The sequence below is a fragment of the Enterovibrio sp. FF113 genome (genome assembly GCF_041439165.1).
GTDB classification, from domain to species: Bacteria; Pseudomonadota; Gammaproteobacteria; order Enterobacterales; family Vibrionaceae; genus Enterovibrio; species Enterovibrio norvegicus_A.
Window position 1 is genome coordinate 161,826 of record NZ_JBGONO010000012.1, and the last position, 14,492, is coordinate 176,317.

Here is a 14,492-nt window from a genome sequence, read left to right on the forward strand (position 1 = left end):
TTTTTGTCAATTGATGATCGGGTCTATGACTAACCCAATACGTCCTTTAATGCTTTGGCGCACAGGGCAACATTTTCTTTTCTCGCGGTGTATCCCATCAAGCCAATACGCCATGCTTTGCCTGCTAATGCGCCGAGTCCTGCGCCTATCTCAAGGTTGTATTCATTGAGCAAACGACTACGCACGCTGGCATCATCAATACCATCAGGCACTGACACTGCATTTAGCTGTGGAAGACGATCGGCTTCATCGACAAGAAAGCGGATGCCCAACGATTCAAGTTCGGCTTTCAACAACGCATGCATCTCGCGATGACGCTGCCATGCATTTTCTAGCCCTTCTTGTTTGAGCATCAGCAGCGATTCATGGAGCGCATATAAGCTATTTACAGGTGCAGTGTGATGGTAACTGCGCTTACCTGTGCCACTCCAATATGCGAGCACCAGGCTCTGATCGAGGAACCAGCTTTGTACTTTCTCAGTGCGCTTCTGCATTTTCTCAACCGCGCGTGGAGAGAAGGTCACGGGCGATAATCCTGGTACGCAAGACAGGCATTTTTGGCTGCCGGAATACACCGCATCCAGTTGCCATTCATCCACCAGCAATGGCACACCGCCTAACGAAGTCACAGCGTCGACAATGGTCAAGCAATCATGCTCTCTCGCTAAAGCCGATAACGTTTTTGCGTCACTAAGCGCACCGGTAGAGGTTTCTGCATGCACAAATGCCAACAATGACGCCTGAGGGTTGTCACGCAATGCTTGTTCAACTTTGGCGGGGTCAACTGGCTTACCCCACTCATCGTCTACCATTACCGCCGTTGCACCGCAGCGTTCTACGTTTTCCCGCATACGGTCGCCAAACACGCCATTGCGGCAAACGATAACGGTATCGCCCAGCTCAATCAGGTTAACAAAGCACGTTTCCATGCCCGCGCTGCCGGGGGCAGAAACAGCAATGGTGAACGCGTTTTCAGTTTGGAATGCGTATTGAAGTAGCGCCTTAACCTCATCCATCATGCCGACAAAAAGTGGGTCTAAGTGACCAATCGTTGGCTGGGACAAAGCTTGCAATACCCGCGGTGATACGTCTGAAGGGCCAGGGCCCATCAAGGTACGTTGCGGCGGAATAAATCGGGATATTGTCATTGTCGGCTCTCCATAAGCATCCATTCGTTTACTTACCCTATCACCGGAACTGCATTTGCCAAACCCCCGTCCACGCATAAACCCAAGCTTCGTCATGCTTCATTTGATCGACTGAATCGAAAAGAGATGCAAGTTGATGCAATCGGTAATTGACAAAAACGTCACAAAACATTATCAATAGAGAGCAATTTTTGCGCAGTGCATTTTTGCCACGCAAAAGCAGAAGAGGCGCGTCTATCAGGCAGTCTGTTTGCGGAGCCCCAACTCCAAAGCAAACCGATCAGGGGATAGACGCCGAGACAAAACCAAACCTTGGGGGTTGGATTGTCGGTCTTGAGGGTTGAATCCTTCGGATTGTCATCTCTAATGAGATGGAGCGCTTCTGGAGAAATATCCTTTCTTCCGTACCCGCCCTCTTACTGCCATACAATTTTTACTATTTTAAGTTTCAAATATTTTGGGATAACTCCATTCGCAATTAAGGGAGATAAAGGGAAGTGAACGCATTAAATGTCGCAAAATTTGGCGGCACGAGTGTCGCCGACTACGCTGCTATGTCAAACAGCGCATCGGTGATCAAAGGGAATTCAGACACTCGACTGGTAGTGATTAGCGCTTGTTCTGGCGTGACAAATTTACTGGTTGAATTGGCAAATGGTGTTGCCGATGCAAAAAAACAACAAGATGTGTTGGCCAAAATTGCCGATATTCACTTCAGTATTTTGGAACACTTGCCTGCGAACGCAGCGGTGGACATTGCCATCAATGACGTTCTTGATGAAGTTGCAACTTTCGCAACTGCCGCTGCAACGTCCCCTTCTGACCGTTTAACGGATAGCCTGGTTGCATGCGGCGAATTGATGTCTACGCATATTTTCACGCACCTGTTAAATGCCCAAGGCATTGATGCTGAACGCGTCGATGTACGCCAAATATTAAAAACAGACAATGTCTTTGGCAATGCAACCCCAGATTTGGTTGAAACTGCCTTTCATGCTCAAGGAATTCTGCGCCCGCTGTGTGATGCAAAGGTCGCGGTAACCCAAGGTTTCATTGGCGCGGACAATGACGGCAATACCACCACCCTAGGCCGTGGTGGTTCAGATTATAGCGCCGCGTTGCTGGCAGAAGCCGTGCAAGCAACCTCACTGGAAATCTGGACGGATGTGCCTGGTATCTACAGTACCGATCCTCGAATTGCGCCTGCAGCCAGCCCCATTGATGAAATCAGCTTCAGTGAAGCGTCTGAGATGGCCAATTTTGGTGCGAAAATCTTGCACCCATCCACCTTAGTACCCGCAATGCGCCACGATATACCGGTGTTTGTTGGCTCATCAAAAGCGCCTGAGCAAGGTGGAACTTGGATTCGCGATACCGCGAAACAATCTCCTCTATTTCGCGCACTGGCACTGCGTTGCAACCAAACCATGGTGACGCTCACTAGCCTGAATATGTTCCACGCTTACGGTTTTCTTGCCGAGGTCTTCAACATTCTGGCCAAGCACAAGGTCTCCGTGGATCTCATCACCACTTCTGAAGTCAGTGTTTCCTTGACTCTTGATCAGACAAACACCCGTGGCGGGGCACCCACCTTACCGGACGGTGCAGAAAAAGAGTTAGCAAAACTGTGTAAGGTCACCGTGGAGCAAGATATGTGCTTAGTTGCTTTGATTGGTAACCATATGGGCGAGTCACGCGGCGCAGCTGCCAAAATTTTCGGAACACTCGAAGACTATAATCTGCGTATGATTTGCTATGGTGCCAGCAGCCATAATCTGTGTTTTTTGACGAGCACAAACGAATCAAAAGACGTAGTAAGAGCACTTCATAAAGAGCTGTTTGAAAACGAATAATCGAAAGGATAAACACTCACTTTAAACAAGCAGGAACTTCCTGCTTGTTTGATTTTTAACGACACTACTCCCCCTTCCCTCCTAAAAACACGCTCTAACACAATCAATAAAGTCATCACGTTTATTAGTTTTAAAACACGTTAAATCCAACTTGCTTCATAAGCTTATTGCCAGCCCGCACCTGCGGAGCCGCGATATAAGCCTTGTCTATGAACATTGAATTGATAAGTGGGTTTCGTATGAGTGATGGCACTTCTGCAGCGATAAAACGTTGGCTGAATTTTCGATGGTTTTTGATCGCGAGTCTTTCTGTGTTGTTTGGTTGTGACCGTCACGATAACTATGACGTCATCGAGTGCCTCGATGATAACGCTGTTTCAGTACAAATCTCACCGTTCCCCATTAACACCAAAGGCTCATCTGCGCTTATTCTCGCCAAAGGCAATACCCAGCCTTTTATTGCATTAGCCACTTATCCCGACGGACAAGTAGTCAATGTGACCAACATGGCACAATGGATAAGCAGCCATCCTGAAATTATTTCTATCGACAACAGCGGGATTGCCACCTTGCTGTCGTCAGCCGCTACTATCGAGATCGTCGCATGCTTAGGCGGCGTAAACAGTAATTCATCAACAATTACTGGCACAACAGCACGCTTAACCAAGATTCAAATCACGCCACCAGCGATAACATTAGCCAAAGGGTTGTCACAATCGCTCACGGCGATTGGCACATACAGTGATGGCACGACGGCCAACATATCCAGTCGTGTGACTTGGCAGAATACCTCATCAAATATTACGATCAGCCAAGAAGGGTTGCTGACCACAATCCGAGCAGGGGCAGAGAGCACTATCTCAGCCTCGTTAAGTGGCATCACCAGCAATACAATTGGTATTGAAGTCACTTCCGCTGTGCTTGAAGCCATTCAAGTCACCCCTGCCCTCGTTAGTATTGCAAAAGGAAATAGTCAGCAACTTCGAGCTATTGGGTTATATAGCGACAATGCTTTCGTCGATTTAACGAACAGGGTCACGTGGAGTAGCAGCGTCCCGAAGTCCATATCAATCAGCAAGATTGGAATAGCCGAAGGTCAACAGGAAACCTCTGAAGCCATCGTCTTTGCTTCGTTAGAAAGCATCACCAGTAACCGTGTCAATATGACGGTGACACCAGCAACGCTAACGTCCATCCAAATCACCCCAAACAAGCTGGCTGTCGCTAAAGGCATTCAACAACAAATGTCGGCCATTGGTACATACAGTGACAATACCAATGCTGATCTCACAACACGAGTCCATTGGAACAGTACCAATACATCTGGATTAACAGTAGATAACCTCGGGCTGATCAGCACCACAAACGTTGCAAACGACATCGTGGTGTCCGCTTTTTTGAATGGCATTACCAGTAATCAGGCCGAAGTTGATGTGACGTCAGCGGCGCTGCAGTCTATCCAAATTACCCCAGCGAGCATCACGCTGGCAAAGGGGCTGCAACAACCACTCATAGCAACGGGAACATTTAGTGATAACACCAGCCAAAACATGACCTCCCTGGTTGCATGGGAAAGTTCAAACACAGCGATCGCGACAGTTGGTCAAAACGGGGAAGTCGAAGCCGTTAATGAGGGCATGATAGCCACCATTACTGCAACCCTAGATGGTATCGACAGCAACCTTGCTCAAGTCGATGTGACCGTCGCTATTCTAGAATCAATTCAAGTAACGCCAGCACAGCTTCAATTGGCGAAAGGCAATTCAGGTGGGCTCACGGCGACAGGGATTTATAGCGACAAAACATCGGCTGATTTAACGTCTCAAGTGACCTGGAAAAGCACCAACACGAGCTTCGCGACTGTGACATCAAAAGGAAAAGTAACGGCTATTAACCCAACAAGTAGCATCAAAGTGTCTGCCGCTTTAGGTCATGTCGGCAGTAACGCTGCATCGATTACGATCACCGAAGCAGAACTAGAAGCCATTCAAGTTACACCAACAAGCTTTAGCGCTGCCAAAGGCGTTCCTAAGCAATTAGCTGCCATTGGCATATTTAGTGACAACACCAAGCTTAATTTGACTAATTCTGTGGCGTGGTCAAGCCGCGACAATACCATCGTAACCATATCGCCAACGGGCTTGGCAAAGGGTGTTGAAATTTCAAATGGTATAGCAATTACTGCCAATATGAATGGCATTACCAGTAATACCGCGACTATGTCTATCTTAGCGGCGGCATTAGAATCCATTCAAATCACGCCCGCCATTATCACTGTCGCAAAAGGACTCACTCAGCAATTAACGGCGATGGGCACTTATTCAGATAACACCTCCGCTAATATCACCAGCACAGTGTCATGGTCATCAACAGATATCAGCAATGTGACGGTGACACCAACAGGTCTTGCTCACGGTGTCGATATCACCACCGACACCGAAATCACTGCAAATCTTGATGACGTAGTCAGTAACTCAGCGTCTGTTGCAGTGGGGTCAGCTGATTTAGTTAGCATTCAGATCACGCCCGCATTTGCCACCCTACCCGAAGGTCTGACACAAACCTTGACTGCCACAGGTATCTTGAGTGATGGCACCATGGCTAATCTGTCAGATAAAGTGACTTGGATCAGTGCAAATACATCGAACGTGACCGTGACACCACAAGGCATTGCCCGCGCGATCACCGTTTCTAGCGGCACTCGAGTCACCGCGACACTGCAAGGTATTACCAGCAATTCAGCGACTATTGATGTGGTTGATGCGGTGTTGACGGCGTTGCAAATTACTCCCGCTAACAGTCAACTGGCCAAAGGCGTCAGCCAACAATTAACGGCAATCGGAGCATTCAGTGACGGAAACAATGCCAATTTGACAGACGTCGTGGTTTGGAAAAGCAGCAACATGGCCAATGTGACTGTAACAGAAAATGGCTTAGCCAAAGGAGTCCGTGTTTCAGCGGGCACAACCATCACTGCGAACTTGGAAAAGATCACCAGTAACACGGCAATCGTTGATGTTATCGATGCCACGCTCACAGCCATTCAAATTACTCCCGCTAACGCCATCATTACTAAAGGAATAACGACTCAGCTTACCGCCACGGGGCTTTATACTGATGCAACGACAGCAAATATAACGACGTCAGTGAATTGGAAAAGCGCTGACACGAAACGAGCGACAGTGACACCGTCTGGCCAAGTTCGTGGCATCAATGTTAGTAACGGCACTGCCGTCACTGCATCACTGGATGGAGTGACCAGCAACACCTCTGCGATTGTGGTCAATGTAGCTGCATTGAACGCAATACAAATCACGCCTTCTGTCGTGCTTATTGCTAAGGGTCAAACAACCACGTTTACGGCAATCGGCACTTATAGTGATGACACCAGTGCAAAATTAACGGAAGCCGTGACCTGGAAAGTAAGTGCACCCGAAGCGCTAACCATCACAACTAACGGCGTCGCCAACGGAGTAAGTGTTGCTAGTGACATTTCTGTCAAAGCGAACTTTCAAGGTGTGTTCAGTAATAGTGCGTTAGTTACCGTTACGGCAGCGGTATTGACCGCGATTGAAGTCACGCCAACAGAAGCGTCAATAGCTAAAGGTCAATCCCAACAAATGCGTGCGAATGGGAGGTACAGCGACGGTACAACATCGAACTTGGTCAACAATGTCAATTGGCTCAGCACAAACACGCAAGCGGTAACCATCAATGAAGCGGGTTATATCACGGGCATCAATGAGGCGACGGATATAACGATCTCCGCAAGCGCCGAGGATATCACCAGTGATAACGCATTGATCACAGTTACCTCTGCTGTACTCACTGGAATAACCGTAACACCAACGAGTGTGACCATCGCCAAGGGTCTGACCCAAAAACTGTCGGCAGTTGGTGATTACAGCGATGGGACAAACGTTCCGATAAGCTCAGATTTAAGTTGGGCGAGCAGCAACCCCAGAGCCGTCACAGTGTCTTCTGGAGGGCTTATTACTGCGATAGAACCCACCGCAAATACTAATATTTCAGTGACATTTGACGGTATGACGAGTTCATCCGTTCCGATTGAAGTGTTGTCGGCAGCCTTAACATCTATCGATGTGATCCCTGCCAGCGATAGCATCGCACAAGGCAGCACTCAACAACTGTCAGCATCTGGGTATTATTCCGATAATTCAACGGCATCCATCACAGAAAATGTCGTATGGAAAAGCGCAAACACTGCAAATGTTACCGTGAGTCAAGCGGGGGTCGCAGCGGGCGTCGTGCAATCCGACAATACCGTGATCACAGCGTCGCTAAACAACATCATTAGCAATGACGCTGAAATCGACGTGACAGCACCAGCAGTAAAAATCCCAGTTTGCGGAAACAAGCTCAATGATACAACGAGCAATAATGCCTCCGGATTTTGCGTAAAAGTGACGTCTGACTCTCGAGGAAACTGGTTCACATCATCACCTAGCCTCACCGTACTGCAAAATATCCATTTCACTCGGCAAAATGGTACACAGAATGGCGTAATGACCTATTCCAGTACCTACAGTGAAAGTCATCTGATAGGCCCGACGGGTTCATTTGGGCTGTTTGATCAAATTGATGGGGCATTTGTAGGAACCAATGGTCAAGCGGATCGCTGGTGTCAGCATCTAGCCTCGATAAAATTTGCAGGCCAACAAAATTGGACCCGTCCCACTATATTTGAGCTTAAGTACTTCAACGGCGTATTCTTTAATTTCATATTGAGTTATGGCTGGCCTGATGGAAAACGCTATTGGTCAAGTTCGTTTAACTCTGCGAGCACGCTTTCTACGCTCAATCTGTCCGTGTTTGATAGTGTTACTTCTGTGCCAGCTAGCACGGCACTTTATGTAACCTGTATTTCAGAGCCTTAAAACGAAATAAGCCCAACCCCTGAGGGCTGAGCTTATTCTTAGTCTCGAAACCGTCGTTATTTATCAGCTAAGGTTAGGACCTAGCCATTTTTCAGCTTCGATCAGATCCCACCCTTTGCGATCTGCGTAGCTATCACGTTGATCTTCTTGGATCTGCGCTACCGCAAAATAACGCGATTCTGGGTGTGAGAAGTACCAGCCTGATACCGCGGCTCCTGGCCACATTGCATAACTTTCCGTTAATACCATGCCCGTGTTTGCTTCAGCATTCAGCAACGACCAAATTGCACCTTTCTCTGTATGCTCTGGACATGCAGGATAACCAGGTGCAGGACGGATTCCTTGATACTTTTCTCGGATCAAGTCTTCTCTATCCAACGCTTCATCTGGTGAGTATCCCCATAGGTCTTTACGTACCGCTTCATGCATATATTCCGCAAACGCTTCCGCCAAGCGATCAGCAACTGCCTGAACAAGAATCGCGTTGTAGTCATCGCCTTGGGCTTTGTATTGCTCTGCGATGTCATACTCACCGATCCCCCCCGTCACCGCAAACGCGCCAATCCAGTCCGCTTTCCCACTGTCTTTTGGTGCAATGTAATCAGACAAGCAGTAGTTCGGCCCTTTCGGCTTTTTCGTTTGTTGACGCAGGCCGTGCAACACCGTCAACACCTCGGTACGGGATTCATCGGTATACACTTCCACGTCATCATCAATGCTATTTGCAGGAAATAATCCGCAAACGCCATTGGCTTTAATCATGCCAGTACGTTCGATTTCATCCAGCATCTCATTGGCATCATCAAACACGCGCTGAGCTTCTTCCCCCACCACTTCATGGCGAAGAATGGTCGGGTATTTACCACTTAACGACCACGTCATGAAGAAAGGCGTCCAATCGATATACTGACGGATTTCTGAGATAGGAAAATCAGTGAACACGTGTACACCGGGTTTCTTTGGCTGTGGCGGTGTATATCCGTCCCAATCCAATGGCACCTTGTTCGCACGCGCCATTTCTAATGTGATAGGAGCGGTACGCGGTTTTTTGCGAGCATGTTGCTCTCGAACAGTGACATATTCTTTTGCGATACGATCTATAAAGCCAGGGCGATGCTCGTCAGACAGGAGCGAAGAACACACCCCTACCGCACGAGAGGCATTTGAAACATACACGACAGGCGCGTGGTAGTTCTCTTCGATCTTCACCGCGGTATGCGCCTTAGATGTCGTTGCACCGCCAATCAGCAAAGGAATATCAAACCCGCGACGTTCCATTTCCTTGGCAACATGCACCATTTCATCGAGTGATGGTGTGATAAGGCCGGACAAACCAATGATGTCGACATTCTCTTCAATCGCCACTTTTAGGATTTTATCCGTGGGTACCATGACACCAAGATCGATGATTTCGTAGTTATTACATTGGAGTACTACGCCAACAATGTTCTTACCGATGTCATGAACATCGCCTTTTACTGTCGCGAGGAGAATTTTTCCGTTGGTGTAACCCGCTTGCTTCTCTGCATTGATGTAAGGTTCTAAATACCCCACAGCTTGTTTCATTACACGGGCTGATTTCACCACTTGCGGCAAGAACATTTTCCCTTCACCAAACAAATCACCCACGATGTTCATGCCTGCCATAAGCGGGCCTTCAATCACTTCGAGAGGCTTACTCGCATTGGATCGTGCTTCTTCTGTATCTTCAACAATAAACTCAGTGATCCCTTTGACCAATGCGTGCGCCAAACGTTTATCAACAGGCCAACCGCGCCACTCTTGCGCGGTGCGGTCTTCTTCTACCGCACCGCTATCGCGATAGTTTGCCGCAATATCAAGCAAGCGTTCGGTACTGTCATCACGACGGTTCAATACAACGTCTTCAACCGCTTCGCGAAGTTCATCCGGCAGATCATCATAGATGGCAAGCTGACCTGCATTCACGATGCCCATGTCCATGCCGTTCTTAAAACAGTAATACAAGAACACTGCATGAATGGCTTCACGGACCGCGTTATTGCCCCTGAATGAAAATGACACATTAGACACGCCGCCAGATACCATGGCATGGGGCAAGGTGCGTTTTATATCGCCCACTGCTTCAATGAAATCAACCGCGTAGTTATTGTGCTCTTCGATGCCAGTTGCGACTGCAAAAATATTAGGGTCAAAGATTATATCTTCAGGCGGAAAGCCAACCTGATCCACAAGGATGTTATACGCATTGGTACATATTTCGATTTTGCGTTCGCGCGTATCTGCCTGACCAACTTCATCAAATGCCATCACAATGACTGCGGCACCATAGCGACGAATTAATTTCGCTTGTTCGATGAACCTATCAACACCCTCTTTCATTGAAATAGAGTTAACGATGGGTTTGCCTTGAACACACTTCAGGCCTGCTTCCAATATTTCCCATTTCGAGGAATCGACCATGATAGGTACTTTGGAAATATCAGGCTCTGTCGCACACAAATTGAGGAAGCGAACCATGGCTGCTTCTGCATCCAGCATCCCTTCATCCATGTTGATGTCGATAATTTGGGCGCCGGATTCAACTTGTTGGCGAGCCACTTCAAGCGCTTCGTCATAGAGCTCTTCTTTAATCAGACGCTTAAAACGTGCAGAGCCTGTCACGTTGGTACGTTCACCCACATTGACGAACAAGGTGTCAGGCGCAATGTTTAAAGGTTCTAGACCCGACAAACGGCAGTATTTCGGCAATTCAGGAAGTGAACGCGGCACGACATTTCGTGTTGCCACTTCCATTTGCCGAATATGCTCAGGCGTCGTACCACAGCAACCACCGACTAAATTGAGAAACCCGCTTTTCGCCCATTCTTCAATATGCTCGGCCATGTCTTCAGGGCTAAGGTCATATTCGCCAAATGCATTTGGGAGGCCTGCATTCGGGTGGGCAGAAACAGAACACTCCGAAATGCGAGACAGTTCTTCAACATACTGGCGTAATTCATCAGGGCCCAACGCACAGTTAAGTCCAAAAGAGATCGGTTTAACATGACGTAGAGAGTTATAGAAAGCTTCCGTAGTTTGCCCGGATAACGTGCGACCTGAGGCATCCGTGATCGTGCCAGAAATCATCACAGGCAGAATGATGCCATCTTCATCGAACACCGTCTCGATCGCGAAAGTACATGCCTTGGCATTCAGGGTATCAAATATGGTCTCAACTAAGATGATGTCAGCCCCGCCTGCAATCAATGCACGCGTGGATTCTGAATAGGCTTCAACCAATTGGTCAAATGATACATTCCGAAAGCCCGGATCATTTACGTCAGGCGAAATCGAACACGTTCGGTTTGTTGGCCCTAATACGCCAGCAACAAAACGCGGCTTTTGAGGCGTTTTTGCGGTCCATTCATCGGCCATTTGGCGCGCTAGCTTGGCAGCTTCGAGGTTAATCTCAGCACTCAAGCTTTCCATGTCATAGTCAGCCATGGCGATGGTGGTTGCATTGAAGGTATTGGTTTCCAGGATATCCGCACCTGCTTCGAGGTACTCACCATGAATCTGCTTGATAAGCTCTGGCTGCGTCAAAACCAAAAGGTCATTGTTTCCTTTTAGGTCCGAGTGCCAATCAGAAAAGCGCTCACCACGATAGTCAGATTCATCCAGTTTGTAGTCCTGGATCATGGTACCCATTCCACCATCGATAATCAGAATGCGCTCAGCCAACAGTTTTTTTAGAATGTCCTTACTACTCACAGCCACAAATTCCTTCTTATATTGCTCGCTACTCGCATAGTATCACAGCTCAAATGGAAATCTAGACGTCTATGAGTGGCTCACTTCTAACGGATCCCCGAAAACACTCAGATTTGTTGTAGTTTTCTTCATCACATCGATTTATATTTCGTTACAACTCATTTTAATTTCTCATATTATCCGACACGGGGTCATCCATGACCGTCTATACCACTCTCTGTTTCTTAGCTGCAGCAGCGATGCTCATTGCCTTTATCAACAGTAAAATAGGGCAGATGCAAACCACTATCGCGATCACTGCCGGTGCTCTGATCCTTTCTCTAGGTATTGTGATTTCCGGTCATAATAACTGGTTCCAATTAAAAGACTTTGCCGCAGAGACTTTGAACGAAGTGCACTTCGACGACTTTTTACTAAAAGGTGTACTTGGATTTTTACTCTTTGCGGGAGGTCTTGGTGTAAAACTGCCAAACCTTAAAGATCAGAAGTGGGAAATAACTGTACTCGCACTATTAGCGACACTCATCTCCACGTTCTTTATTGGAGGAGTAACTTGGCTGTTCTTTCAGTTAATTGGTATTCCTTTCGCGTTTATCTATTGCCTACTGTTCGGCGCACTCATCTCTCCAACGGATCCAATTGCTGTTTTAGCGATTGTTAAGAAGCTAAATGCACCAAGACGTATTTCAACACAGATTGAAGGTGAATCGCTGTTCAATGATGGCTTTGGCCTCGTCATCTTTATGACTCTTTTCACAGTGGCTTTTGGCTCTGAAACACCAACAGCGTTCGGCGTGGTAGAGTTGTTCTTGCATGAAGCCATTGGCGGTATTGTTTATGGGTTTCTCTTAGGGCTGCTATTTCACTATCTGATATGTCATACCGATGATCACTCTATGGAGTTATTGCTGACACTCGGCATTCCAACTGCTGGGTATGTATTTGCAAGTTTAATCGGCGTTTCAGGTCCTCTTGCGATGGTAGTGGCAGGGATAATGATTGGTAACTGGACCCGCTACATTGGTTTTTCAAAAGAAAGTGAAGATCATCTCGATCACTTCTGGGAGCTCGTTGACGAGTTCCTCAATGGAGTGCTGTTCTTATTAATTGGCCTTAGCATGCTGACCTTCACTTTCCACAAGGAAGATTGGATCATCATGGCATTTGCCATACCGGCAGTGCTCATCGCACGCTATATCAGTATTCGGATATGCTATCTGGGTTTTAACCGTTACCGCGACTATAACCCATACTCAATACGCATTCTAACTTGGGGGGGGCTACGCGGAGGGTTAGCGATTGCAATGGCAATGGCGGTACCTGCAGGCTATATGATTGTTCCCGAGAAGAACATCGATGTGCGAGAGATCATTCTTGTCATGACCTACGCTGTTGTTGTTTTCTCAATCCTCATTCAAGGCTCAACCATCACCAAGTTAATCGAAAAAGCCAAAATTGCTGAACGCGATATGGGTATACAACCCAGCACTTACAAACAGGCTGAGACGAAGACTCAAAGAGAAACGGCAAAAGAATAGAGATATACAAAAAAAAGGCCTGCAATGCAGGCCGTTTTTTTAATCGTCTTTAGTAAATGCCGCTTCCGAGAACTGGTCGAGATCGTATGGTGTTTGTTGGTATACGCAGTAGTTAAGCCAATTACAGAACAAGAGGTGTCCGTGACTTCGCCAGCTAACATAAGGCTCTTTAGATGGGTCATCGTTAGGGTAGTAATTCATTGGAACAACTGGCTCCATCCCCTCACCCACATCTCGGGCATACTCATGATGAAGAGTGTGAGAATCATATTCAGGGTGACCCGTCACGAATACGTTTCGCTTATCTTTCGTCGCGGCAAGATAAACACCTGCAGTGTCTGAGGTAGCCAGAATATCGAGGTCTGTATTGTCTGCAAGGTACTCTGGAGAAAAATCCGCATAGCGCGAGTGAGGTGCCAGAAACGAATCATCAAATCCACGCAATATAGGATTATGACTTAACGCTTTATTGATGCTGTGCCAATACACGCCGGAGAGCTTATCTTTTCTTGTTTTCTTTGGTAGATCATAAAGAAGCTTAAGACCTGCTTGTGCTGCCCAACAGACATACAAGGTCGAAGTAACGTGCTCCTTCGCCCAAGTCATGATGTCCTGAAGATGCTCCCAATAAATCACATCCTCAAACTGAACTAGCCCGAGCGGTGCACCAGTCACAATCAGCCCATCGAAATTACGCTCACGGATGGATTGAAACTGTCTATAAAACGTATCTAAGTGCTCAGTCGGTGTATTTTTACTTGGCCTGTCGTCTATACGAAGTAGTTCTACGTCCACTTGCAGCGGGCTGTTAGAAAGCATCCGCATAAACTGCGTTTCGGTCTCAATCTTTTTAGGCATTAGATTGAGCAATAGTACTTTCAGTGGACGGATATTCTGACTTTCTGCGCGCGTCGCTGACATCACGAAGATTTTCTCCTGACGCAGAATACTGGCCGCAGGTAACTGATCAGGAATTTTAATGGGCATCTTAAAGCACTCCCTTTTAAGATGTATAGACGTCTAGAATTCCAATAACCCTATAACATCCCCAATCAGGGTTCAAGAACATTTGTGAGATAGATCGTTAAGCGCTAGAAATGAAAAAACCCGCAGCGTTTCCGCTACGGGTTTGAAGAGGTATCTGGCAGTGACCTACTCTCACATGGGGAGACCCCACACTACCATCGGCGCAGCAACGTTTCACTTCTGAGTTCGGCATGGGATCAGGTGGTACCATTGCGCTATGGCTGCCAGAAAAATTTTAAAGCTGGTGCTGATACCCAGATTCGAACTGGGGACCTCACCCTTACCAAGGGTGCACTC

General features: G+C 47.4%; 6 protein-coding genes, 1 rRNA gene and 1 riboswitch. Of the genes, 3 read left to right on the forward strand and 4 right to left on the reverse strand.

Going from position 1 to position 14,492, the window contains the following annotated elements:
* Nucleotides 1–29: 29 nt before the first annotated feature.
* On the reverse strand, nucleotides 30–1,148 hold the full coding sequence (locus ACED36_RS11815) for an alanine--glyoxylate aminotransferase family protein (RefSeq protein ID WP_016960845.1): 1,119 nt from the start codon (nucleotides 1,146–1,148) through the stop codon (nucleotides 30–32).
* Nucleotides 1,149–1,363: 215 nt separating this feature from the next.
* Nucleotides 1,364–1,538, forward strand: a riboswitch (Lysine riboswitch).
* 107 nt (nucleotides 1,539–1,645) lie between these two features.
* On the opposite strand from ACED36_RS11815, the gene lysC reads away from it, so the two are divergent.
* Both lysC and ACED36_RS11825 read left to right on the forward strand, forming a co-directional pair.
* Nucleotides 1,646–3,001, forward strand: coding sequence for a lysine-sensitive aspartokinase 3 (gene lysC, locus ACED36_RS11820; protein WP_371733294.1), 1,356 nt, complete (start codon nucleotides 1,646–1,648; stop codon nucleotides 2,999–3,001).
* 239 nt (nucleotides 3,002–3,240) lie between these two features.
* Entirely contained in the window at nucleotides 3,241–7,899 is a 4,659-nt protein-coding gene (locus tag ACED36_RS11825) for an Ig-like domain-containing protein (protein WP_371733295.1), read from the forward strand.
* Between the two features lie 63 nt (nucleotides 7,900–7,962).
* On the opposite strand, the gene metH is transcribed toward ACED36_RS11825, so the two are convergent.
* Nucleotides 7,963–11,637, reverse strand: a complete 3,675-nt coding sequence (gene metH, locus ACED36_RS11830; RefSeq protein ID WP_016960847.1) for a methionine synthase — start codon at nucleotides 11,635–11,637, stop codon at nucleotides 7,963–7,965.
* Between the two features lie 191 nt (nucleotides 11,638–11,828).
* Between metH and ACED36_RS11835 the strand changes: the two genes are divergently transcribed.
* Nucleotides 11,829–13,169 (forward strand): sodium:proton antiporter, encoded by a 1,341-nt coding sequence (locus ACED36_RS11835; RefSeq protein WP_016960848.1) that lies wholly within the window; start codon nucleotides 11,829–11,831, stop codon nucleotides 13,167–13,169.
* Nucleotides 13,170–13,208: 39 nt separating this feature from the next.
* Here ACED36_RS11835 and metA read toward each other — a convergent pair whose 3' ends face one another.
* A complete protein-coding gene (gene metA / locus ACED36_RS11840) occupies nucleotides 13,209–14,156 on the reverse strand; it encodes a homoserine O-succinyltransferase (protein WP_016960849.1) in 948 nt (315 codons plus the stop codon).
* Between the two features lie 152 nt (nucleotides 14,157–14,308).
* A 5S ribosomal RNA gene (gene rrf, locus ACED36_RS11845) occupies nucleotides 14,309–14,424 on the reverse strand.
* Between the last annotated feature and the right edge of the window lie 68 nt (nucleotides 14,425–14,492).